The organism is Stenotrophomonas sp. X, from assembly GCF_055721025.1.
In genome coordinates this window covers 2,541,660-2,562,642 of record NZ_CM146756.1, presented here as the reverse complement: position 1 = coordinate 2,562,642, position 20,983 = coordinate 2,541,660, and the positions used below count along the sequence as shown (strand labels likewise).

20 protein-coding genes, 7 tRNA genes and 1 pseudogene are annotated in these 20,983 nt (G+C 66.9%); 16 read left to right on the top strand and 12 right to left on the bottom strand.

Going from position 1 to position 20,983, the window contains the following annotated elements:
* Positions 1-15 precede the first annotated feature (15 nt).
* The 13 genes from ACZ75I_RS11870 (at position 16) to ACZ75I_RS11810 (ending at position 13,100) form a co-directional block, all read left to right on the top strand.
* Complete coding sequence (locus ACZ75I_RS11870) at positions 16-504, top strand: NUDIX hydrolase (protein WP_005417168.1); 489 nt, start codon at positions 16-18, stop codon at positions 502-504.
* Positions 505-630: 126 nt separating this feature from the next.
* Positions 631-1,245 (top strand): DUF2239 family protein, encoded by a 615-nt coding sequence (locus ACZ75I_RS11865; RefSeq protein ID WP_472957936.1) that lies wholly within the window; start codon positions 631-633, stop codon positions 1,243-1,245.
* 117 nt (positions 1,246-1,362) lie between these two features.
* A complete protein-coding gene (locus ACZ75I_RS11860) occupies positions 1,363-2,724 on the top strand; it encodes an MATE family efflux transporter (RefSeq protein ID WP_472957935.1) in 1,362 nt (453 codons plus the stop codon).
* A 529-nt stretch (positions 2,725-3,253) separates the two neighbouring features.
* Complete coding sequence (locus tag ACZ75I_RS11855) at positions 3,254-3,868, top strand: CDP-alcohol phosphatidyltransferase family protein (protein WP_019660264.1); 615 nt, start codon at positions 3,254-3,256, stop codon at positions 3,866-3,868.
* Between the two features lie 22 nt (positions 3,869-3,890).
* Entirely contained in the window at positions 3,891-4,955 is a 1,065-nt protein-coding gene (gene phaE / locus ACZ75I_RS11850) for a class III poly(R)-hydroxyalkanoic acid synthase subunit PhaE (protein ID WP_180871186.1), read from the top strand.
* Positions 4,952-6,019: a class III poly(R)-hydroxyalkanoic acid synthase subunit PhaC gene (gene phaC, locus ACZ75I_RS11845; protein ID WP_154351030.1), complete on the top strand. Its 1,068-nt coding sequence runs from the start codon at positions 4,952-4,954 to the stop codon at positions 6,017-6,019. Before phaE ends, phaC begins: the two co-directional genes overlap by 4 nt.
* A gap of 33 nt (positions 6,020-6,052) precedes the next feature.
* The gene (locus ACZ75I_RS11840; RefSeq protein ID WP_180871188.1) at positions 6,053-6,421 is read left to right on the top strand and encodes a YfeK family protein; all 369 of its coding nucleotides are present in this window, start codon (positions 6,053-6,055) and stop codon (positions 6,419-6,421) included.
* Between the two features lie 112 nt (positions 6,422-6,533).
* Complete coding sequence (locus ACZ75I_RS11835) at positions 6,534-6,692, top strand: PspC domain-containing protein (RefSeq protein WP_194430536.1); 159 nt, start codon at positions 6,534-6,536, stop codon at positions 6,690-6,692.
* Positions 6,693-6,736: 44 nt separating this feature from the next.
* Positions 6,737-7,141, top strand: coding sequence for a hypothetical protein (locus ACZ75I_RS11830; protein WP_472959059.1), 405 nt, complete (start codon positions 6,737-6,739; stop codon positions 7,139-7,141).
* A 385-nt stretch (positions 7,142-7,526) separates the two neighbouring features.
* Positions 7,527-7,742, top strand: coding sequence for a hypothetical protein (locus tag ACZ75I_RS11825; protein ID WP_005417149.1), 216 nt, complete (start codon positions 7,527-7,529; stop codon positions 7,740-7,742).
* A 207-nt stretch (positions 7,743-7,949) separates the two neighbouring features.
* On the top strand, positions 7,950-10,337 hold the full coding sequence (locus ACZ75I_RS11820; RefSeq protein ID WP_472957934.1) for a Tex family protein: 2,388 nt from the start codon (positions 7,950-7,952) through the stop codon (positions 10,335-10,337).
* 208 nt (positions 10,338-10,545) lie between these two features.
* The gene (locus tag ACZ75I_RS11815) at positions 10,546-12,735 is read left to right on the top strand and encodes a PAS domain S-box protein (RefSeq protein ID WP_472957933.1); all 2,190 of its coding nucleotides are present in this window, start codon (positions 10,546-10,548) and stop codon (positions 12,733-12,735) included.
* A gap of 62 nt (positions 12,736-12,797) precedes the next feature.
* Positions 12,798-13,100 (top strand): hypothetical protein, encoded by a 303-nt coding sequence (locus tag ACZ75I_RS11810; RefSeq protein ID WP_472957932.1) that lies wholly within the window; start codon positions 12,798-12,800, stop codon positions 13,098-13,100.
* Here ACZ75I_RS11810 and ACZ75I_RS11805 read toward each other — a convergent pair.
* A complete protein-coding gene (locus ACZ75I_RS11805) occupies positions 13,042-13,332 on the bottom strand; it encodes a putative quinol monooxygenase (protein ID WP_061479066.1) in 291 nt (96 codons plus the stop codon). The two genes, ACZ75I_RS11810 and ACZ75I_RS11805, sit on opposite strands and share 59 nt — an antisense overlap.
* Positions 13,333-13,393: 61 nt before the next feature.
* The gene (locus tag ACZ75I_RS11800; protein ID WP_472957930.1) at positions 13,394-14,482 is read right to left on the bottom strand and encodes a DUF5694 domain-containing protein; all 1,089 of its coding nucleotides are present in this window, start codon (positions 14,480-14,482) and stop codon (positions 13,394-13,396) included.
* A gap of 534 nt (positions 14,483-15,016) precedes the next feature.
* Here ACZ75I_RS11800 and ACZ75I_RS11795 point away from each other — a divergent pair.
* The gene (locus ACZ75I_RS11795) at positions 15,017-16,843 is read left to right on the top strand and encodes a methyl-accepting chemotaxis protein (protein WP_472957928.1); all 1,827 of its coding nucleotides are present in this window, start codon (positions 15,017-15,019) and stop codon (positions 16,841-16,843) included.
* On the opposite strand, the pseudogene ACZ75I_RS11790 reads toward ACZ75I_RS11795, so the two are convergent.
* Together ACZ75I_RS11790 and ACZ75I_RS11785 are read right to left on the bottom strand one after the other, a co-directional pair.
* Positions 16,754-17,041: pseudogene (locus ACZ75I_RS11790) on the bottom strand (hypothetical protein); the annotation flags it as partial. The gene ACZ75I_RS11795 and the pseudogene ACZ75I_RS11790 sit on opposite strands and share 90 nt — an antisense overlap.
* A gap of 269 nt (positions 17,042-17,310) precedes the next feature.
* Positions 17,311-17,396, bottom strand: a tRNA-Leu gene (locus ACZ75I_RS11785).
* 132 nt (positions 17,397-17,528) lie between these two features.
* Here ACZ75I_RS11785 and ACZ75I_RS11780 point away from each other — a divergent pair.
* Positions 17,529-17,909, top strand: coding sequence for a response regulator (locus ACZ75I_RS11780; protein WP_061479069.1), 381 nt, complete (start codon positions 17,529-17,531; stop codon positions 17,907-17,909).
* Between the two features lie 124 nt (positions 17,910-18,033).
* Here the strand turns inward: ACZ75I_RS11780 and ACZ75I_RS11775 are convergent, their stop codons facing one another.
* Positions 18,034-18,990: an SOS response-associated peptidase family protein gene (locus ACZ75I_RS11775; RefSeq protein WP_329847473.1), complete on the bottom strand. Its 957-nt coding sequence runs from the start codon at positions 18,988-18,990 to the stop codon at positions 18,034-18,036.
* A 76-nt stretch (positions 18,991-19,066) separates the two neighbouring features.
* Here ACZ75I_RS11775 and ACZ75I_RS11770 point away from each other — a divergent pair, with 76 nt between their 5' ends.
* Entirely contained in the window at positions 19,067-19,483 is a 417-nt protein-coding gene (locus ACZ75I_RS11770; RefSeq protein WP_049412306.1) for a GNAT family N-acetyltransferase, read from the top strand.
* Between the two features lie 95 nt (positions 19,484-19,578).
* On the opposite strand, the gene ACZ75I_RS11765 is transcribed toward ACZ75I_RS11770, so the two are convergent.
* The 7 genes from ACZ75I_RS11765 to ACZ75I_RS11735 form a co-directional block, all read right to left on the bottom strand.
* Positions 19,579-19,654 (bottom strand) — tRNA-Glu (locus tag ACZ75I_RS11765).
* Between the two features lie 47 nt (positions 19,655-19,701).
* Positions 19,702-19,777 (bottom strand) — tRNA-Ala (locus ACZ75I_RS11760).
* Between the two features lie 44 nt (positions 19,778-19,821).
* Positions 19,822-19,897: transfer RNA gene (locus ACZ75I_RS11755), tRNA-Glu, on the bottom strand.
* 49 nt (positions 19,898-19,946) lie between these two features.
* A tRNA-Ala gene (locus ACZ75I_RS11750) sits at positions 19,947-20,022 on the bottom strand.
* Positions 20,023-20,206: 184 nt separating this feature from the next.
* Positions 20,207-20,282 (bottom strand) — tRNA-Glu (locus ACZ75I_RS11745).
* Positions 20,283-20,336: 54 nt separating this feature from the next.
* Positions 20,337-20,412: transfer RNA gene (locus ACZ75I_RS11740), tRNA-Ala, on the bottom strand.
* A 103-nt stretch (positions 20,413-20,515) separates the two neighbouring features.
* Complete coding sequence (locus ACZ75I_RS11735) at positions 20,516-20,914, bottom strand: heavy metal-responsive transcriptional regulator (RefSeq protein ID WP_005417119.1); 399 nt, start codon at positions 20,912-20,914, stop codon at positions 20,516-20,518.
* Positions 20,915-20,983: the final 69 nt, after the last annotated feature.

Below are 20,983 nucleotides of genomic sequence, written 5' to 3'. Positions count from 1 at the left end.
GCTGGATGCCGCCCCATGCCGTACACCCCGATCGTCGCCACCCTGGGCTATGTGCTGTCGCCCGATCGTCGCCAGGTGCTGATGATCCATCGCAATACGCGCCCCGGTGACCATCACCTCGGCAAGTACAACGGCCTGGGTGGCAAGATCGAAGCGGACGAGGACGTGGCGGCCAGCATGCGCCGCGAGATTGCCGAGGAAGCCGGCATCGACTGCACCGGCATGCGCCTGCGCGGCACTCTCAGCTGGCCCGGTTTCGGCAAGCACGGCGAAGACTGGCTGGGCTTCGTGTTCGTCATCGACAGCTTCGAAGGCACCCCGCACGGCGGCAACCACGAAGGCACGCTGGAGTGGGTGGATCTGGACAAGCTGGACACGCTGCCGATGTGGGAAGGCGACCGCAACTTCCTGCCGCTGGTGTTCGACGCCGACCCGCGCCCGTTCCACGGCGTGATGCCGTACAAGGACGGGCGCATGGTCAGTTGGTCCTATAGCCGGCTGTGACCCGGCGAATCGGGGAGGTGCCCACCCGAGGCTGGCACGCTTTTTGCGAATAATTAATACCCAGGCAATATTGACGTCAACAAATTACCCGGGCAATATTTGTGCATCGCCTCTGATGCCCTTGCCATGCCTGCGTCCCGTCTTCCTCCTTTCAGTTGTTTCGACGGCCATCGCCTGGTCGCTTCCGGCACCCCGGAAGTGGCTGCGCTTGCCCTCAAGCAACTGCGCGCCAGCAACGCGGCCGGGCCGTTGCTGGTGTTCGACAACGCCACGGGCCGCACCCGCGATTTCGATACGCGCGGCAGTGACGAGGAACTGCTGGCGCGGGTAAGCGCAGCGTTTCCTGTCGTGGAGACGGATGCCGAGGTCACTGCCGAAGACGCTGCGGCGATCCCGCGTGGCCGTGGCCGCCCCAAGCTGGGCGTGGTCGCCCGTGAAGTGACGTTGCTGCCGCGCCACTGGGCATGGCTGGCAGAGCAGCCGGGCGGGGCCTCGGTGGCACTGCGAAAACTGGTGGAGGCGGCCAGCCGCGCCGGTGCGGACAAGGACCGCCGGTGTCGCGATGCCGAGCGCGCCTATCACTTCATGCAGACCATCGCCGGTGACCTGCCGGGCTTCGAGGAGGCCATCCGCGTGCTGTTCGCGCACGACCGTACGGGCCTGGAAGCGGTGCTGCATTCCTGGCCCAGGGATGTGCGCGACCACGCCCTGCGCCTGGCGTTCGACAGCGCCGACGGCTGAACCATCGCGCCGTCGTTGAACGGCGGCGCCACCTGATCGCGGGCCACGGCCCGGTCCCCTGTGCTTGCTTTGCTGGTGGAAACGCCGGGCAGGGCAGCGCCTTGCCCAGAGAACCCCATGAACTCCCCTGTACATCCCACGCCCCTGGTCGCGCCGCCTCTGTGGCGCACCTACCTGACCCTGCTGCTGCCGATGCTGCTGACCAATGCGCTGCAGCTGGCCGCAGGCACGCTGGACAACATCTACCTTGGCCATCTGCTCGGGACCCAGGCGGTGGCCGTGGCCGCTGCGTTCTTCCCGGTCTTCTTCCTGCTGCTGGCCCTGGTGATGGGTCTGGCGACCGGCGCGATGGTGCTGATCGGGCAGGCCTGGGGCGCGGGTCGGCCGCAGCAGGTGCGCGCGGTGGTTGGCAGTGCGGTGGCGCTGATCCTTGTGCTGTCGGTGCTGGTGATGGCTCTGGGGAGCGGTTTCGCACCACAGCTTCTGATGTCACTGGGTACACCGGCACCGATCCTCGGTGAGTCCATCGTCTACGCGCGCGTGCTGCTGCTGGCGGCGCCGGCGTTCTTCCTCCTGTGGCTGGCCACTGCCGTGAGCCGTGCAGTAGGCGATGCGAAGACGCCGCTGCATGCGCTGCTGCTGGCCACGGCGGTGGGCCTGCTGTGTACGCCGCTGCTGATTCTGGGCTGGGCCGGCCTGCCGCGGCTGGGATCGGCCAGTGCGGCGGTGTCGGCGGCGTTTGCCTCGCTGTTGGCCCTGGGCTGGCTGCTGTTGCGTTGGCATCGGACAGGACATCCCCTGGCACCGCGACCTGAGTTGTTGCATGCCATTCGTTTCGATGGCGCGATCATCCGATCGATGCTGCGCATCGGCATACCCTCCTCGCTGCAGATGCTCAGCCTGGCCGTCGCCGAAATCGTGTTGCTGGGCTGGATCAACCGCTATGGCTACACGGCCACGGCCGCCTACGGTGCGGTCAACCAGTTGATGAGCTGGGTGCAGTTGCCGGCAATGTCGTTGGGGATCACCGCCACCATCCTCGCGGCGCATGCGACGGGCGCCGGGCGTACGGCACGGCTGCCGGCCATCGCCCGGACGGGTGTGCTGGTGGGGCTGGCGACGCTGAGCGTGGTGGTGGTGCTGGTTGTGGCGCTGGCGCCCGGGCTGACCGGGCTGATCCTGGCGGCGGCCGACGTGCGCGAGCTGGCTGCGTTGCAGCTGCGGACTGTGGTGTGGGGCGTGCTGGCGATGGGAGTCAGTGCGGTGCTCGTCGGGGTGATGCGCGGCAGCGGCACGGTAGGGTTGCCAGCGTTGCTGGGCATGGCAGCGGTAGTGTTGGTGGAGCTGCCGCTGGCGATGTGGATGCAGGCGCAGCACGGGCTGGCCGGCGTGTGGTGGGCGTGGCCGCTGGGGTTGCTGGCGATGCTGGTGATGCAGGTGTTGTGTTTCGCGCGTTGGCGGCGGGTGCAGGCTGGGTAGTTGCCGGCCGCTGGCCGGCACTCCGGAATGGCGGGTGCAGCCGGCCAGCGGCCGGCTCTACCACTTCAGCGCCGCTGCGCCAGCAGCAGGCGGAAGTACAAGCACAGGGTGTTGACCGCCAGTGCAGCGCTGCGGCGGGGCCTTCGCAGCTGCGCGGCCAGGGTGGAAGCATCCGGCATCATCATCGCCCGTCACCAGGAATCGGACGTGGCGGCGGCGGGCCCGCCGGTGACCATAGCGCCGACCTCGCGGCTTGGGAAGTAGGGAAACCCCGCGTCAGGGTGATGAGGAAATGTCCACCGTCGCAGTCGGTGAGATCTGGTTGTCCACAGGGGGTGTGGATTACGCGTGGGCAACTTTGTGGATAAGCCGCGACAGGCGCCACCCCCCTAGGCTGTCAAGATGGGTGGCGAAAAATTCACCGCCGGTGAGGGCGGGTGAGGGGGCGGTGAAGGGTGGGCCCCGTCAGCGCTGTCACCAGCGACGGCGCTCGCGGTAACCTGTGGGTCTTGATGCTCCGTGAGTCCCCATGAAACGTCACTTCTCGATGCTGCGCGAATTCCAGCTGGCCGACTGGTTCACCCTGGCCAATGCTTTCTGCGGCACCGGTGCGGTCTTCGCCGCGATGCGCTTCCTGCAGGATGGCGAGCGCGGCTACCTGCTGTTCGGCATGGCGCTGATCCCGTTGGCCTTCATCTTCGACGCCCTTGATGGGCGTATCGCGCGCTGGCGCAAGTCCAGCTCCACCCTGGGCCGCGAGCTGGACTCGCTGTCCGACGTGATCTCCTTCGGGGTGGCCCCAGCGGCGCTGGCCTATGCCTGCGGCATGCAGGGTGGCTGGGACTGGCTGGTGCTGAGCTACTTCGTCTGCTGCGGCGTCAGCCGCCTGGCACGCTACAACGTCACTGCCGAGGCAATGACCGGCGACGAGGGCAAGGTCACGTATTTCGAGGGCACCCCGATCCCGACCAGCCTGGTGCTGGTGATCGTGCTGGCGATCGCCGCCGGCACCGATGCCATCGGCCAGAACATCTGGTTCGGCCAGTGGCAGATCGGACCGTGGCAGCTGCACCCGATGGTGCTGTTGTTCGCCCTGTCCGGGTCGCTGATGATCAGCAAGACCCTGCGTATCCCCAAGCCATGAGCCAGCCCTGCGGAGGCCTGCGATGACCAGCTCGGCCCACGACGCCGGCAGCAGCGATTTCGAGACCCTGGCCCGGCAGTACTTCGGCGCCTGGGGCGATGCCCTGCGTCACGCGGGCACGCCCGGCGCACCGGCGGGCGACGACCCGGGCAGCTGGCAGCGGCTGTTCGACTGGTGGGGCCAGCTGCTGCCCGAACAGGCGCCCGGCGCGCCGGAAGATGCCGTGCGCCGGTTCCGCGAACAGGCGGGCAGCTGGTACGGCACCATGCAGGAGGTCGCCGCTCGGTTTGCCGGCCGCGACGCCAGCAGTGCCGACGTGGCCCAGGCCTGGCGCGAGGCGGTGCAGGGGCAGGGCGACGGCATGCTGCAATGGATGCTGCAGGGCGCCCGCGGCAGCACCCACGCCGGTGCCGCAGTACCTGAATTCGCCGCATGGCTGCAGCAGTTCCAGCTGCAGGCGGGCCCGTGGCTGCAGAGCCCGGCATTCGGCCCCGGCCGCGAGCACCAGGCGCGCTGGCAGGCCCTGCTGCGTGCGCAGGAAGAGTACCAGCAGCATTCGCGCGCCTATGTCGACCAGATCAAGCGGGCATTGGACGAGGCATTTGCGCTGTTCGAGCAGCGCCTGGCCGAGCACGAACAGCCGGGCAGCCAGCTGACCAGCGCCCGCGCGATGTTCGACCTGTGGATCGAAGTGGCCGAGGAGGCCTACGCCAAGGTCGCCATGTCCGAACCGTTCCAGCAGGTGTACGCCTCGCTGGGCAACGCGCAGATGCGTCTGCGCGCCGGCCTGCAGCGCGAGGTGGAACAGATGAGTGAACGTATCGGACTGCCGACCCGCAGCGAGATGGATGCCGCACACCGCCGCATCGCCGAGCTGGAGCGCAGCCTGCGCCGGCTGCAGGCACAAGTGGCGGTGCTGGCTGGAACCGCTGCGGTCGATCCGGTGGCGCAGCCGACGCCGGCGAAGGTGAAGCCAGCCGCCCGCAATGCCGCAAAGAAGGCTGCGCCGGCAAAGAAGGCGACTGCGAAAAAGGCGCCTGCAAAGAAGGCCGCACCTCGCACTTCCGCACGGGCACGTGACCGATGAAGGGACCGCTGGGCTTCAACGCCGATGACCTGATGCAGGAAACCCTGGCGATGCAGCGCAAGCTGATGGAAGGGCTGAAGCTGCTGCCGCAGGTGGAAGACGTTGACTACGGCGTGACCGCCCGCGAGGAAGTGTGGCGCGACGGCAAGGTGGTGCTCTACCGCTTCGTCGGCGAACAGGCGCCGACCCGGCGCACGCCGCTGCTGATCGTCTACGCGCTGGTCAACCGGCCGTACATGGTCGACCTGCAGGCCGACCGCTCTCTGGTGCAGAAGCTGTTGGCGCTCGGGCAGGATGTGTACGTGCTGGACTGGGGCTACCCGGATCGCTCGGAGCGCTTCCAGACGCTGGAGGACTACCTGCTGCGCTATATCGATGGTGCAGTGGATGCCCTGCGCGTGCGCAGTGGTGGCCCGGTGGACCTGCTGGGTATCTGCCAGGGCGGCGTGTTCGCACTCTGCTACGCCGCGCTGCGCCGGCAGAAGCTGGGCAAGCTGATCACCATGGTCACCCCGGTCGACTTCCAGACGGCCGACAACATGCTCTCGCATTGGGCGCGGCAGGTGGACGTGGACCTGCTGGTCGACACGCTGGGCAACATCCCGGCCGACCTGATGAACGCCAGTTACCTGATGCTCAAGCCATTCCGCCTGAACGTGCAGAAGTACGTCGGCCTGCTCGACATCCTCGATGACAAGGCGGCGCTTGAGGACTTCCTGCGCATGGAGAAGTGGATCTTCGATTCACCGGACCTGGCGGGCGAGGCGTTCCGCGATTTCATCAAGCAGTTCTACCAGGGCAACGGGCTGGTGAACGGCACGGTGCGGATCGGCGAGGAAGCGGTGGATCTGTTGCAGGTGACCTTGCCGGTGCTGAACATCTATGCCGAGCAGGACCATCTGGTACCGCCGGACGCCTCGCGCGCGATGCGTGGGCGCCTGGGCACGGACGACTACACCGAGTCCAGTTTCCGCGGTGGCCATATTGGTATCTACGTGTCCGGCCGCGCCCAGCGCGAAGTGCCGGCCACGATTGATGGCTGGTTGAAGGCACGCGACCTGTAGATTCAAGCCATGCTCGATTGACTTGGGGGGTTGATGAGGTACCGGACTTTGTTGATTCTTGCGGCACTACTGGCAGCACCACTTGCCCACGCCGCACCCAGTGCCGATGCACGCCGGGAGATAGCCCAGCTGATCTCCAGCCTGGACGGCTCGCAGTGCCGGTTCCAGCGCAATGGCAGCTGGTACGACGGCAGCGATGCGCGCGCCCATCTGCAGCGCAAGTATGACTACCTGCTGAAGAAGGACATGGTGGACAGCGCCGAGCAGTTCATCGAGCGCGCCGCCAGCCAGAGCAGCATGAGCGGCAAGCCTTACCGCATCCAGTGCCCGGGGCAGCCTGAGCAGACCGCGGCCGCCTGGTTCGGTGCGCGCCTGCAGGCGCTGCGTCTCCGCACGCCGTAGACATGGAGGCGGTGTAGAGTCGCGGCGTGCTCGACTGATTCTGCCCGCAAGCCGAGGAGACACCGCCGTGAACACCACGCCCAAGACGCTGTCGCGTTCATTGAACGACCGCATGATTGCCGGCGTGATGGGCGGCATTGCCCATCGCTTCGGCTGGAACCCCACCCTGGTGCGGATCGTGTTCGTGCTGGTATCGATCGGCTCGGCCGCCTTCCCCGGCATTCTGATCTACCTGATCCTGTGGCTGCTGATTCCGAACGAGGCGGATTGAACACCGCCGCTCGATCCTGGCCGCCCTGGCTGCGCGCGCTGCAGATGCTGGGCGCCGCATGGACGCTGCCCAACACACTGATCGGCCTGATCGGCGGCCTGGCCGGCATGCTCGGCGGCGCGACGCTGCGCTGGAGCGCGCGGGACTGCGCCGTGGTGTTCGATCACTGGCCGTGGGGGCCGGGCGGTGCGATCACCCTGGGCAACGTGATCCTGCATACCGGCCATGACCTCGGCATCTGCTGCCGGACCTATGCGCATCAGGCGGGGTGGGGCGTGGAGCCGCTGATCCGGCTGGACGACCACGAGCGCGCGCACGTTTACCAGTACATGGTGCTGGGGCCGCTGTACCTGCCGGTGTACCTGCTGTGCGGCGGGGTGAGTGCGCGCAACCCGTTGGAGCGGGCGGCCGATCATTTTGCCCGGTTCGGGCACGGCTGGTGGCCGTAGTTTCCAGCCAACGGCGCAGCCCCTCGTGGGTGGTGATGCCTGGTTGTCAAATGCAAAACCCTCGCGCTGGTCGGTCGGGTTGGGTTCACGGCGTCCCCGCGCTACCCACCCTCCTGGCCAGCCCACAGGAAACCGGCTTTCCGCGACCAACCAAACCACCCACGAGGGGCTGCGCCGTTGGTGGAAATCCCCCGCCGATTCGTTAGCCGGAAGTTAAAGATCCGTAAGCATTCTGCTGCGATCCCGCAGTCATCTGCATGCAACCGATCGTCATTAGCCTTCGTGACGTTCCAGTCAGGTTCGACGCGGTAAGCTCTTCCTTGATGAGCTCGCAGCATCGCTCATCGAGCGCAGTACGCAGTAGCAATTTGGAGGAATACATCACATGGCAATCGTTCTTTATGTCGGTGGTAGCAAGGATGGCGAGAAGGGCGTGGTGCCCTACGGCTTCAGCAAATCCCGCGCCGACACCGCGCTGGGGCCGGAGTTCTACACGGAGCGGTTCATGGAACTGCAGGGTGTCGGCAAGGTCCGCCTGATGGCCCTGGAAGGCATGCGTGACGACATCGTCATGCAGCGCGCCGCCCGCCACTACCGCTGACCGTCGCAACACGCGGCAGGGCGCGCCCACCATCGCGCGCCCGCGCCGGCATCCCAGCCCCGGGCCAGTCCGAGCCCGCTCTTTGCCAGGATGCCGGCGTCCAATCCGGCTTCGCCGCTGAACCTCGCCCCCTGTCAATGCCTTGTCCGGCTCCGTCGCGGATTGCCAGAATGGGGGCTTCCCGAAACGCGGCACAGACCTGAAGCAATGCACGACGCCAAGAACGCCCAGAGCGCGCTCGCCCAGCAGATCGCCCAGACCATCGCCGACGAAATCGGTGCCCAGTCCGCCCAGGTACGCGCCGCCGTCGGCCTGCTCGACGAAGGCGCCAGCGTTCCCTTCATCGCGCGCTACCGCAAGGAAGTGACCGGTGGCCTGGACGACACCCAGCTGCGCAACCTGGAAACCCGGCTGACCTACCTGCGCGAGCTGGAGGACCGTCGCGCGGCGGTGCTGGCCAGCATCGGCGAGCAGGGCAAGCTCAGTGACGAGCTGCGCAATGACATCCTGGCCGCCGATACCAAGAGCCGGCTGGAAGACCTGTACCTGCCGTACAAGCCCAAGCGCCGCACCCGTGCCCAGATCGCCCGCGAGGCCGGCCTGGAGCCGTTGGCCGATGGCCTGCTGGCCGACCCGACGCAGGACCCGCAGACGTTCGCGGCCACCTTCGTCGACGCCGACAACGGCGTAGCCGACACCAAGGCCGCGTTGGAAGGCGCGCGCGCGATCCTGATGGAGCGCTGGGGCGAAGACGCCGCGCTGGTCGGTGAACTGCGCACCTGGCTGGGCGAGACCGGGGTGATCCGTGCCCGCGTCGTCGAGGGCAAGGAAACCGAGGGCGCCAAGTACCGCGACTACTTCGAGCATGCCGAGGCGCTGGCGAAGATTCCGTCGCATCGCTTGCTGGCACTGTTCCGTGCGCGCCGCGAGGAGATCCTGTTCCTGGAACTGGACCCGGGCAGCGATGCCGAGGCTGGCCATCAGTACGCCGAAGGACGCGTGGCGCGCAAGGCCGGCATCGCCGACCAGGGCCGTGCCGCCGACCGCTGGCTGCTGGATGCCTGCCGGCTGACCTGGCGTGCCAAGCTGCACACCCATCTGCTGCTGGACCTGTTCAACCAAGCCCGCGAAAAGGCCGAAGCCGAAGCCATCGCGGTGTTCGGCGACAACCTGAAGGACCTGTTGCTGGCGGCACCCGCCGGCCCGAAGACCGTGCTCGGACTGGACCCGGGCATCCGCACCGGCTGCAAGATCGCCGTGGTCGATGCCACCGGCAAACTGGTCGCCACCGACACCATCTACCCGCACGAGCCGCGTCGCCAGTGGGAGCAGTCGCTGCAGACGATCAAGCAGCTGTGCGCCAAGCACAACGTGGAACTGATCGCGATCGGCAACGGCACTGCCAGCCGCGAAACCGACAAGCTGGCTGGTGAAGCGATCAAGGCCGCTGCCAACCCGAAGCTGCAGAAGGTAGTGGTCAGCGAGGCCGGGGCGTCGGTGTACTCGGCGTCCGAGTTCGCGGCCAGGGAGTTCCCGGAGCTGGACGTGTCGCTACGTGGGGCGGTGTCGATCGCCCGCCGCCTGCAGGACCCGCTGGCCGAACTGGTGAAGATCGAACCCAAGGCGATCGGTGTCGGCCAGTACCAGCACGATGTGGACCAGTACCGCCTGGCGCGCGCGCTGGATGCCCGCGTGGAGGACTGCGTGAACGCGGTGGGCGTGTACGTGAACACCGCTTCGGCTGCACTGTTGTCGCGGGTGTCCGGCCTGTCGGCCACGGTGGCCGAGAACATCGTGCGCCACCGTGATGCGAACGGCCCGTTCAAGCGCCGCAAGGACCTGCTGAAGGTCGCGCGCCTGGGCGAGAAGACCTTTGAACAGTGCGCGGGCTTCCTGCGCATTGCCGACGGTGATGAACCGCTGGATGCTTCGGCGGTACACCCGGAAGCCTACCCGGTGGTCGAGCGCATTGTGGCCAGCACCGCGCGCCCGATCAAGGCGCTGATCGGTGATGGCAGCTTCCTGCGCGGCCTGAAGGCCGAGCAGTTCACCGATGCCACCTTCGGCGTGCCGACCGTGCGTGACATCCTCAAGGAACTGGAGAAGCCGGGCCGAGACCCACGCCCCGAGTTCAAGGCGGCACGCTTCGCCGAGGGCGTCGAGGACATCAAGGACCTGCGCGAGGGCATGGTGCTCGAGGGTGTGGTCAGCAACGTGGCGGCCTTCGGTGCCTTCGTCGATATCGGTGTGCACCAGGATGGCCTGATCCACATCTCGGCGCTTTCCGATACGTTCGTGAAGGACCCGCGCGACGTGGTCAAGGCCGGCGATATCGTCAAGGTGAAGGTGCTGGAGGTGGACGTGGCGCGCAAGCGCATCGCCCTGACCCGGCGCCTGGACGATACCCCCGGGCAAGCCACCAGCCGCCCGGGACAGCGTGATGAGCGCGGCCATGGGCAGGGTCCGCGCCGCGATGCAGGCGGCCAGAACCGCGGGCCGAACCGGGGCCAAGGCAATGGCGGCCGTCCCGCCGCGTCCGCGCCCCCGGCCAACAACGCCCTGGCCGAGGCCTTCGCCCGCGCCAAGCGCAGTTGAGGACCGTGTTCCCCGTCACGCTTGATTCGTGGCGGGGGACTTGTCGATTTTCCCCGTGATTGCGCACACTTGCGCTTGAGGGGAGGCGTCCGGCCACCCCGCTGTTGCTGGGGAGGGCCATGACGCCAGCACCACCCGTCGCTCGTACCGGCGGCCGCAGCGTTGCGCTGCGGTCGGCGCCTGCCCGTGCCGGCAGGAGACCGGATTGATGCCGGGCCAGGGCACCCACGGCAATGGACTGCTGGAGCGCCGCCTGCAGGAGCTGGCGGAAGAGCGTCGCCGCCTGGCGATGATCATCGACGGTACCGCCGCGGGAACCTGGGAATGGAACGTGCAGACCGGCGAGATGCGGGTCAATGCGCGCTGGGCCGAGATCGTCGGTTACCGCCTGGAAGAGCTGGAACCCATCTGCCAGAAGACGTTCCTGAGGCTGGTCCATCCCGATGACATTGCGTTGTCCGATGCCGCGCTGGACGACCATTTCCAAGGGCGCAGCGACAACTACGCCTGCCTGCTGCGCATGCGCCACAGGAACGGCCAGTGGATCTGGATCCAGGACCGTGGCCGCGTCTTTGAATGGGACGGGCAGGGCAAGCCGCTGTGGATGGCCGGTGCCCATGCCGACGTCACCGAGCTGCAGCAGGCGAGGCAGGACGCGGCCGAAACCCGCCAACGTCTGCAGGCCGTGGTCGATGCGTCCGATGAGGTAGCGGTGATCGCCACCGGTACCGATGGCACCATCACCCTGTTCAACACGGGTGCGGAGCGCCTGCTGGGCTACAGCGCAGCGGAGGTGGTCGGCCAGCGCCGGCTCGATGCGTTCCACGATCCGGAGGAACTGAAAGCCTGGCTGGAGCCGCTGGCCGATGCCGAGGGCAACCTTCCCGACGTGTTCGAAGCGCTCAGTGCTCGCGCTGACGGGCAGACCTACTCGCGGCAGTGGACGTTGCTGCGCAAGGAGGGCCTGCCACGCCAGGTGCGCCTGTCGATCAGCCGCATGGAAGGTGCCGATGGCGCACGCATCGGCTACGTCGGCATGGCCATCGACATCACCGAAATCCTGCAGGCACGGGCCGAGGCGCGGCTGTCGGCGGAGAAGTTCGCCGGTGCATTCACGTCGGCGGCGCTGGGCATGGCGCTGGTGTCGCTGGAAGGGCGTTGGCTGGACGTCAATGATGCGCTGTGCCGGATCCTGGGTTACCCGCGCGAAGAGCTGCTGCAGGTCGATTTCCAGCGCCTGACCCATCCCGATGACCTGCAGACCGACCTGGCCCTGGTGCAGGACCTGCTGGCCGGACGGCGCAGCCATTACCACCTTGAAAAGCGCTATCTCGACCGCGACGGTCGCATCATCTGGGCGCGGCTGTCGGTGTCGCTGGTGCGCAGCGAGCATGGCCAGCCGCTGCACTTCGTGTCGCAGATCCAGGACATCACCGCCCAGCGCAGCAGTGAGCAACGCCTGTTCGAGAGCGAACAGCGCAGCCGCATCACCCTGGATGCGGTGGCCGACCTGGTGCTCAGCGTCAACCTTGACGGCCGCATCGACTATGCCAACGCGGCCGCGGTACGCACCCTGGCCGGTGATGGCGCGCTGTCGCTGGCCGGGCACAGGGTGCAGGACGTGCTGGCGCTGACCACCGAGTACGCGCCCGGCTCGGTACTGGATGTGTCGGTACTGCTGGACCCGGAGAGCAACGCGGTGGACCTGCACGCCGACCTGCTGCTGCGCCTGGGCACGGCAACGGTGCCGGTGGACCTGACGCGGGCCTGGCTGCGCGATGACGAGGGCCATGTGCGCGGCGCGGTGTGGGTGTTGCGCGACGACACCCAGCAGCGGGCGCGGCAGCGCGAAGCCCGCCACCTGGCCGAGATCGATCCACTCACCGAACTGAGCAACCGCCGCGGTTTCGAGGTGCACTTGCAGCAGGCGATCACCCGCGTCGAGCGCACCGGGCAGGCCGCCTCGCTGATGTACATCGATCTGGACCGCTTCAAGCCGGTCAACGACACCTGGGGCCACCTGGCCGGCGATGCCGTGCTGTGGGCGGTGGCCAGTGTGCTGCGACATGGTGTGCGTGATTCGGACGTGGTGGCGCGGCTGGGCGGCGACGAGTTTGCGGTGATCCTGTCCGGGTGTACGCCGCGTCGTGCCGCACGGATCGGTGGTGAACTCCTGCAGACCCTGTCAGCGCTGTCCATTCCGTGGGATCAGCATCGGCTACGGGTCGGTGCCAGCATCGGCATCGCGCCCCTGGCGGCGGGCATGAGCGTGGACCAGGCAGTGGCCGCTGCCGATGCACAGTGCTACCGGGCCAAGGCGCTGGGGCGCAACAACGTGCAGGTGCAGGGCGAGCTGTCGGAGCTTCCAGGCGACGATGCCGATGCCGCCCAGGACTGATCTCAGCCTGTGAGAGGACGCGCGCGAATACTGCGCGCATCTCCACTCAAGCAGGTGAACCCATGAATGCCTGGAACCCGGTTGCGGTACGTATGTTCATTCCGGCCCTGATCGGCTGGTGCCTGGCGCTGGCCACCTGCCTGCGCGCCGAACAGCTGCGCGGCGACCCGCACGCGCAGGCGTTGTTGCCCGTGCTGCAGCAAGGCGCGGTCGCGCTGCTGGTCCTGAGCCTGGCCTGCACGGTTGCGGCCTGCGTGTTGCTGTGGCGGCATGGCCGCGGCGACGGCGGGCGTCTCGCTTCCGGCACTACACCCGTGCCGCGTCCATCAGCAGGACCCGGCACGGTGCGCGCTGGAACGCGTTGATCTGAGGCACCAGACGCTGGAAGTGCTCGCTGGCGCAATGGATATCCAGAGCGTCGCGGTCCGGCCATTGCTCGATGAAGACGAAATGCCCGGGGTCCTTCTGGTCGACGAACAGTTCATAGCCGAGGCAGAGCGGTTCTCGCCGCGTGCATGCGACCAGCTCGCGGTACAGGGGAAGCACGGTGTCCACCGCATCGGGATGGATGAAATCCTCGGCGATCACTTTCAGCATGTCGGCACCTGCAGACGGGCCTTGCAGGATAGTGCCAGCGCATGGCCGGCACCTATCCTGGTCAACGCAATACTGCGTCCGTACTGACCAGCTGCACGTCGTGCATCTGATTGAGGTAGGCCTCGTAGTAGCCCTTGTGCGAGGCACCGACGATGGCCAGCATTCGGCTGCCAGGGTGCAGGCCCAGCACGTCGCGGACGTTGGCGACCATGCGCAGGTTGCGGGTTTCCCAGTAACCGACATACATCCGGCCGAACGCCTTGGAGGACGGCTCGACGAGCGTCGCGCCGAAGTCGCTCTGGTACGCTGCCATCGCTGCCGCGGGGCTGTTGTAATCCCGATACAGCGCCATGACGCCGCCGGGCTTGTCCAGATTGGCCACGAGGCGTTCATCGGCCTCCCGTCGCGCCCGCAAGTGCGTATTGTTCCAGGCACCGGTGATGGCTGCACTGGCCGCCGCCTCATCCTCGGCCGGTGTGGGAGAATCGGCCGTGTGGTCGTCCACGGCCCACAGCCGTTCATGCCTGAGGCGGGCGGCAACTACGGCGGCGATCAGGCTGGTTTCATTGCGGCGGACCAGGCCTTTGCCGAGGATCTCGACCAGGGCCGGCGTCAGCCCATCGCCGGCTTTGCGCTCGGACGCAGGCAGGCGCAGCCATTGCACCTGCGCCGAGCCGCGTTCGCCCGCTGCCAGGAACAATGCTGCAAGCCGACGACGCTGGGCGGGCGTCGGCTCGTCCGGCCAGGTCGCAAGCAGGCGCTCGGCCTGGGCGTTCGCTGCGGGCACGTCCAGGCCGGTGGCAGCCTGCGCAGCGGTGGTGTCGAAGCAGTAGGTGGCCACGCTCTCCGCATAGCGTGCCGGGTAGCGACGCATGGAATCGCACTGGAGGCCGGACAGGTCTTCGGTGGCGATCAGCTCGGGCTTCCAGGCAACCAGTCGCTGCAGCAACGGTTCAAGCAAGGCGGGCTGGAACGACTTGGGCAGGCCGGACAGGTGGGCGGTGCCCAGTACCAGCACCTCGTTCGGTCGCCCGACAGGCGGCCCCTTCAGCTGGTCCGGCTGAAAGGCGGGCCGATAGGTGGCATCTGCAGCGAGGGCGCCGGTACTGCACAGGCCCAGGATCAGGAAGCTGGCCAAGCGTGGGAACATGCGATCTCCGTGTCAGTGCGCGTCCTGCGGTTCGCTGCATGCTGGCCATTTTCACCTGCCATGGAATCGCCCGTTGGTCATGCAAACCTTTTGGGACTTGAACTGCATCGGCGTGCCGGGCAAGGCTATGCCCAGTGACGGCGGCAACGCGCGACATGTTCCGTGACGACACCCGGTGTCCCCACCGAGCGTGAGCAGAATGTGAAGTACATCGCGATTGTCTACCGCGTCCCTGCAGCCGCATCTGAAGTTGCGACGGACGTCGCGTAATCCGGCTAAAGCCACTGATCGCCTCGCCGATACTCCCTCTGGATCCCGCTCCAGTCACCCGCCGCAGGACCCCAGGCCGTCCCCGATGGGCGGCCCGCGCTGTGTGTTCCGCCGCTCCCAGATGCCGATCGCACCCGCAGCAGACGTTCGTGGCAGTCGCTCGAGAGGTGCCGGTTGGCACCTGTAGTCCCTGGCACCTGAAGTTGCCGCCGGGCATCCCGCCCGTCGGGTCGCAACCGCTTACCGGACACCGAGGATCAGACAATGCTCATTCCAGGCTTCACGGCGGGCGCGCAGGCGCCGGCCGAGCTGTATACGCGTTGGTCGCCGTGGCGTGCCCTGCTGGGCGCGCTGGCTCCCCAGCACCGCACCGGCGCCGAGGCCGTGTCCGACGGCCGTGCCGAGCTGGAAGCCCAGGTCGCGGCGCTGCACCGGGTCCAGGCGGTCATCGAGTTCGCCCTCGATGGCACCATCCTGCAGGCCAATGACAACTTCCTGCAGGCGATGGGCTACCGGCTGGAGGAGATCCAGGGAAAGCATCATTCCCTGTTCGTCGATCCCGAGCAGGCGCGCAGCGCCGAGTACCGCGACTTCTGGACGCGGCTGGGGCGTGGCGAATATGACGCTGGCCAGTACCGGCGCTTCGGCAAGGGCCAGCGCGAGATCTGGATCCAGGCCTCGTACAACCCGGTGCTGGACCGGCAGGGGCGGCCTTACAAGGTGGTCAAGTTCGCCACCGACATCACCGCGCAGAAGCTGCAGGCGGCCGACTCGGCCGGGCAGCTGGCGGCGATCGACAAGTCGCAGGCGGTGATCGAGTTCGGCATGGACGGCCGCATCCTTTCGGCCAACGACAACTTCCTGGCCGCCACCGGCTACAGCCTGGACGACGTGCGTGGCCAGCACCACTCGCTGTTCGTCGAGCCCGAGTATCGTGGCAGTGCCGAGTATCGGCAGTTCTGGGAGAAGCTGGGCCGTGGCGAATACGATGCCGGCCAGTACCGGCGCCTCGGCAAGGGCGGGCGCGAGGTCTGGATCCAGGCGTCCTACAACCCGATCCTGGATCTCAATGGAAAGCCGTTCAAGGTCGTCAAGTACGCCACCGACATCACCGCGCAGGTGCATGAGAACCAGGCCATGCAGCGCGCCGTGGCGCAGACCCGTGAAGTGGTGGCGGCCGCCAAGGAGGGCGACCTGACCCGGCGCGTGGCCACCGCCGACAAGCACGGGCCGATCGCCGAGCTGTGCGAAGGCGTGAATTCGCTGGTCGAGGCGATGGCTGCGATCATCGGCCAGATCAAGTTCGCCGCCGACACCATCGCCGTCGGTGCCACCGAGATCGCGCAGGGCAACAGCGATCTGTCGCAGCGCACCGAGCAGCAGGCAGCGTCGCTGGAGGAGACCGCCGTGTCGATGAAGGGCCTGGCCGAGACCGTGCAGCGCACTGCGAGCAACGCACGGCAGGCCAGTCAGCTGGCCGGTGGCGCCGCCGATGTCGCTGCGCGTGGCGGCAACGTGGTGCACGAAGTGGTCGAGACCATGGCGGTGATCAACGCATCCTCGCGGCGTATCGTCGACATCATCGGCGTGATCGACGGCATCGCTTTCCAGACCAACATCCTTGCGCTGAACGCGGCGGTGGAGGCGGCGCGTGCGGGCGAACACGGGCGTGGCTTCGCCGTGGTCGCCACCGAGATCCGCGAACTGTCGCAGCGCTCGGCCAGTGCCGCCAAGGAGATCAAGCAGCTGATCGATGCGTCGGTGGCCAATGTCGGCGCCGGCACCGCGCAGGTCGAGAGCGCCGGCCGCACCATGGACGAGATCGTGCTCAACGTGCGCCGGGTCAGTGACCTGATGTCCGAGATCAGCACGGCCGCACAGCAGCAGAGCGACGACATCCAGCAGATGAACCACGCTGTCGATCTGATCGACCAGGGCACCCAGCAGAACGCTGCGCTGGTCGAGGAAGCCTCGGCCGCAGCGCGCAGCATGGAGGAGCAGTCAGCGCAGCTTCTGCAGACCGTGGCCAGCTTCCGCGTGCAGGGTGGGGCGGGGCACCTGCATGGCGCGGCGGTGCTGCGCGCGGTCTAGGCCCGGCGGTCGGAGTGCTGTTCCCCGGCCTTGTGGGTCGGGCTGCTTATGCGCGGCCTGCCAGGCTACGCCGATGCTGATGGTCACATGGGCCTCAGCGGCGGGCAGGGCGGCGATGAATTCCTCGCCGCCGTCGCGGGCCAGCAGGTCATCACCGCGTTGCGGGCAGCCGTCGAGGATCGCGGCGACCGCCTGCAGGTTGTTGGCGTCCCAGCGCCCGGCGCTGATCGGATGCGTCAGGCAGATGGCGGGCGATCTGCAGCGCCATCGCCCGTTCGGAAACGTGGCCCCAGCTGGTGTGCTCGATCACGCCCGGCAGCGAGAAGTAGTGGGACCGGGCGACGGCGTCGGACGCCCGCAGGAGGGGCAATCGCGCGGGCGGGGCATGCTGGGGCATCTTCGCCAGTGTCGGCGCTCTGGCCCGGGAAAAGCAAAAGGCCAGATCATGGACCTGGCCTTTGATGCTGTGGTGCCGGTGAAAGGACTCGAACCTTCATGGGGTCACCCCCGGCTGATTTTGAGTCAGCTGCGTATACCATTCCGCCACACCGGCAGGCAGCGTACGAGTGTAACCGAGGTCGGCAGGCGATGCATAGTGGGAGGGCCTATGAGGGCGGTTCCTGTCGGCATTGGCCCCTTGATAGCTATACTCCCAGCGTGCAATTGCCTCCAGGAGCGGTAGCCGATGACAGTGTTGCAGGACCTGAGGGTGCTGGTGGTCGAGAACGACGAAATGAGCGCGGCCCTGCTGCAGATGCAGCTGGTGCATGCCGGTGCGGTCGTGGTTGGCCTCGCAGCGAGTGTGTCCGAGGCCCTGCGGCTGCTGGAGCAAAGCACTCCTGACGTGGCCCTGCTGGATTACCGCCTGGCCCGCAACGAGACCAGTGAGCCGGTGGCTGCAGCGCTTTCGGCGCGTGGCATTCCGTTCGTGCTGGCCACCGGGATGCTGGCCGAGCAGCTGCCGGCGCCGATGTTGGCCGGCCTGCTGCTGGTCAAGCCCTACCTGTCGGCTGATCTGTCACGCGCGCTGGCGCGTGCGGTGGGCCGCTCCAGCGTCAAGGCCTGAGCCGTCCGCCACGGACCGGCAGGGGGATACTGCCGACGGCTGAATGCTCGCGTCTGCGATGTTCGGCGGCAACCCCTGATCCAGGAACCCCGCCCAGGCGGGGTTCTTCAATTGCGTCCGGCGCTCAGCCCGCTTCCTCGTACACGTAACGGATCTCCTCGCGGTCATCGAGGATGCGGTACTGGCGCGCCAGGTCATCCGGTTCGGGGTTGAGCCAGGCGTCGAGGTGTTCCTTGCGGATCGGCACTACCCCGCGGTCATGCCCGGCAGCGGCGACGTCGCTGGGAGGTGCGTCGGTGATCGTGGCAAACGACAGCAGGCGGCCTTCCGGTCCTTCCCATTCCGCCCAGAGGCAGGCCAGCAGCAGGTCGCGGGGGGGATCGGGACGGAATTCGAGTACCACGTCCTGTTCCTTTTCGTCGGCACCGAGGGTGCGGCCGGCGATGGCGTGGCGGGGCACGTGCTCGTAGAACGCCTGCACCACCACTACGCCGTGGCGCAGTCCGAACGCACCCCGCCAGTAACCTTCCAGGCTGTCGCGCCGCGCATTGTAGGTGCCGGGGTAAAGCACGTCGTTGCGCGCTGGCTTGTCCGGCAGCCGGCACTGGTAGCGCATCGGCTTGATCACGCGCTGGCCGTTCTCGCTGACCATCACCGGTGCGTAGGTGCCGGGGAAAATGCGGTTGTCGCGCGGCAGCAGCTGCACCCGATGCAGGTCTTCCAGTCGGGCCTGTGCGCGCTCGATGCGGTTGCCGGCCACGCGCAGGTCGTTGCGCGCTTTCTGCGTGGGCCGGGTGGCCAGCGTGGCATGGGCAATATCGCGTCGTTCGCGTTGCCGGGCCAGTTCGGCCTCCAGGGCCTGTTGCTCCTGCGCATGCCATTGCTGGATCTTCGCCACGATGTCCCGCCCCTGTTCGGTACGCGCACCGGCGAATCCGTCATCCATCGCCTTCGGGGTCTTCGGCCGTTTTTTGCCCGGATCGTGTGCGTACAGTTCGGCGAAGTCCTCCAGCGACAGGATGGCGCCGAATTCGCGTACCAGTTTGGCGTAGTCAGCGCGGATCAGGGCGGAATAGCACATGGGACTCTGTGAGCCTGGGTCGCAGCGGCTGCGACGTGGATGCGGCAGGATAGCCCGACCCATCCGGAGATGCCGCATGAATGATTCCATCACCTGCCAGTTCCGCGAAGCCGTACCCACGGTCGAGGACTACTGCCAGTTGCGCGTGCTCGCAGGCCTCAGCGCCAAGTCCCGCGAAGCAGCCGCCCGCGCGCTGCCCAATACGCTGTTCGGCGTATGTGCCTACCAGGGCGCTGAGCTGGTGGCGATGGGCCGTATCGTCGGCGATGGCGGCTGCCACCTGCAGGTCTGTGATATCGCGGTGCTGCCGCGATTGCAGGGGCAGGGCCTGGGCAAGGAGGTGATGCGGCGGCTGGACGGCTGGATGCAGGCCAACCTGCCGCCGTCGGCGTACGTCAGCCTGCTGGCCGATGGCGAGGCGCATCGGTTGTATGCGCAGTTTGGTTTCGCACCGACTGCTCCGGCATCGATCGGGATGTATCGGCGGTTCTGAGCCGTGGGCGGGGTGAAGCCATCCACGGGCAGGGCGGTTTGATCGCAGATCGCGGGCAAAGAAAAACCCCGGCCGAAGCCGGGGTTTTCAAGAATTGGCGTCCCCACGGGGATTCGAACCCCGGTCGCCACCGTGAAAGGGTGATGTCCTAGGCCTCTAGACGATGGGGACGCACGAAAACTTCAAGTTGTAGATCCTTCGACGGCCTAATGTCGAAGTGGTGGAGCCAAGCGGGATCGAACCGCTGACCTCCTGCATGCCATGCAGGCGCTCTCCCAGCTGAGCTATGGCCCCATGAAACTCCGGATATCTGCCGGGAGCAGAGTCCGTTTTGAAACTGGCGTCCCCACGGGGATTCGAACCCCGGTCGCCACCGTGAAAGGGTGATGTCCTAGGCCTCTAGACGATGGGGACGCACGAAAAACTTCAAGTTGTAGAACTTTCGACGGCCTAATGTCGAAAGTGGTGGAGCCAAGCGGGATCGAACCGCTGACCTCCTGCATGCCATGCAGGCGCTCTCCCAGCTGAGCTATGGCCCCGTGTTACCGAGCCGCCTATCATACCTGCGTGTTCACGTTTGTGGAAGTTTTTTTTGAACTTTTTCGTCCCGGTTCAACCGTTGCCACCAAGGGCAGGGGAACCGCAACGCCACAACCTGAATGCCGGTAGGCGGTGAACAAAAAAGACCCGGTTATCGGCCGGGTCCTCGTTGTTCGTGATGAGTGGCGTCCCCACGGGGATTCGAACCCCGGTCGCCACCGTGAAAGGGTGATGTCCTAGGCCTCTAGACGATGGGGACGCAATTCTCATCAATGTTCTTTAGCGACCTTTCGACGGCCTAATGCCGAAAGATTGGTGGAGCCAAGCGGGATCGAACCGCTGACCTCCTGCATGCCATGCAGGCGCTCTCCCAGCTGAGCTATGGCCCCACGTCGCTGAGGAGCGAAATAATAGCCTTGCCCCAGAGGGTTGGCAAGCATTTGTTGCACTTTTCTTCACGCGCGTTGCGAAGGGAACGACGATCGCACGTACTCAGTCGGCGCCGTCGGTCAGCGCCGCCAGGATTGGGCACTGATCCAGGGTGCCGTGGCCGGGGCAGGCGTCGACCAGCTGCGAGAGCGCGCTGTGCATGCGTTGCAGTTCAGCCATGCGCTGCGCGATGTCCTGCAGTCGGGCTTGCGCCGCGTCGCGCACGCTGCCCATGTCCTGCGGATGGCCATCACTGAGTGCCAGCAGTTCGGCGATTTGTTCCAGGCTGAAGCCCAGCGTCTTGGCGCGGCGGATGAAGCGCAGCCGGCGCAGGTCCTGCTCACCGAAGATGCGATAGCCCCCGGCCGAGCGTGCCGCGGTGGGCAGCAACTGCTGGCGCTCGTAGTAGCGCACGGTATCGATCGGTACGCCGGCCTGGCGCGCCAGTTGACCAATGTTCATGGCGGATTCCTGCGGATGCTGCCGGTCATTCTGAAGCCTGGAGTCAGGTCCAGGGTCAAGCTCCGGTCG

Excerpts from the sequence above, each read along its gene's own strand:
- ACZ75I_RS11870 (WP_005417168.1), top strand. The coding sequence starts at position 16 with ATGCCGTACACCCCGATCGTCGCCACCCTGGGCTATGTGCTGTCGCCC.
- ACZ75I_RS11865 (WP_472957936.1), top strand. The coding sequence starts at position 631 with ATGCCTGCGTCCCGTCTTCCTCCTTTCAGTTGTTTCGACGGCCATCGC.
- ACZ75I_RS11860 (WP_472957935.1), top strand. The coding sequence starts at position 1,363 with ATGAACTCCCCTGTACATCCCACGCCCCTGGTCGCGCCGCCTCTGTGG.
- ACZ75I_RS11855 (WP_019660264.1), top strand. The coding sequence starts at position 3,254 with ATGAAACGTCACTTCTCGATGCTGCGCGAATTCCAGCTGGCCGACTGG.
- phaE (WP_180871186.1), top strand. The coding sequence starts at position 3,891 with ATGACCAGCTCGGCCCACGACGCCGGCAGCAGCGATTTCGAGACCCTG.
- phaC (WP_154351030.1), top strand. The coding sequence starts at position 4,952 with ATGAAGGGACCGCTGGGCTTCAACGCCGATGACCTGATGCAGGAAACC.
- ACZ75I_RS11840 (WP_180871188.1), top strand. The coding sequence starts at position 6,053 with ATGAGGTACCGGACTTTGTTGATTCTTGCGGCACTACTGGCAGCACCA.
- ACZ75I_RS11835 (WP_194430536.1), top strand. The coding sequence starts at position 6,534 with ATGATTGCCGGCGTGATGGGCGGCATTGCCCATCGCTTCGGCTGGAAC.
- ACZ75I_RS11830 (WP_472959059.1), top strand. The coding sequence starts at position 6,737 with ATGCTGGGCGCCGCATGGACGCTGCCCAACACACTGATCGGCCTGATC.
- ACZ75I_RS11825 (WP_005417149.1), top strand. The coding sequence starts at position 7,527 with ATGGCAATCGTTCTTTATGTCGGTGGTAGCAAGGATGGCGAGAAGGGC.
- ACZ75I_RS11820 (WP_472957934.1), top strand. The coding sequence starts at position 7,950 with ATGCACGACGCCAAGAACGCCCAGAGCGCGCTCGCCCAGCAGATCGCC.
- ACZ75I_RS11815 (WP_472957933.1), top strand. The coding sequence starts at position 10,546 with ATGCCGGGCCAGGGCACCCACGGCAATGGACTGCTGGAGCGCCGCCTG.
- ACZ75I_RS11810 (WP_472957932.1), top strand. The coding sequence starts at position 12,798 with ATGAATGCCTGGAACCCGGTTGCGGTACGTATGTTCATTCCGGCCCTG.
- ACZ75I_RS11805 (WP_061479066.1), bottom strand. The coding sequence starts at position 13,332 with ATGCTGAAAGTGATCGCCGAGGATTTCATCCATCCCGATGCGGTGGAC.
- ACZ75I_RS11800 (WP_472957930.1), bottom strand. The coding sequence starts at position 14,482 with ATGTTCCCACGCTTGGCCAGCTTCCTGATCCTGGGCCTGTGCAGTACC.
- ACZ75I_RS11795 (WP_472957928.1), top strand. The coding sequence starts at position 15,017 with ATGCTCATTCCAGGCTTCACGGCGGGCGCGCAGGCGCCGGCCGAGCTG.
- ACZ75I_RS11780 (WP_061479069.1), top strand. The coding sequence starts at position 17,529 with ATGACAGTGTTGCAGGACCTGAGGGTGCTGGTGGTCGAGAACGACGAA.
- ACZ75I_RS11775 (WP_329847473.1), bottom strand. The coding sequence starts at position 18,990 with ATGTGCTATTCCGCCCTGATCCGCGCTGACTACGCCAAACTGGTACGC.
- ACZ75I_RS11770 (WP_049412306.1), top strand. The coding sequence starts at position 19,067 with ATGAATGATTCCATCACCTGCCAGTTCCGCGAAGCCGTACCCACGGTC.
- ACZ75I_RS11735 (WP_005417119.1), bottom strand. The coding sequence starts at position 20,914 with ATGAACATTGGTCAACTGGCGCGCCAGGCCGGCGTACCGATCGATACC.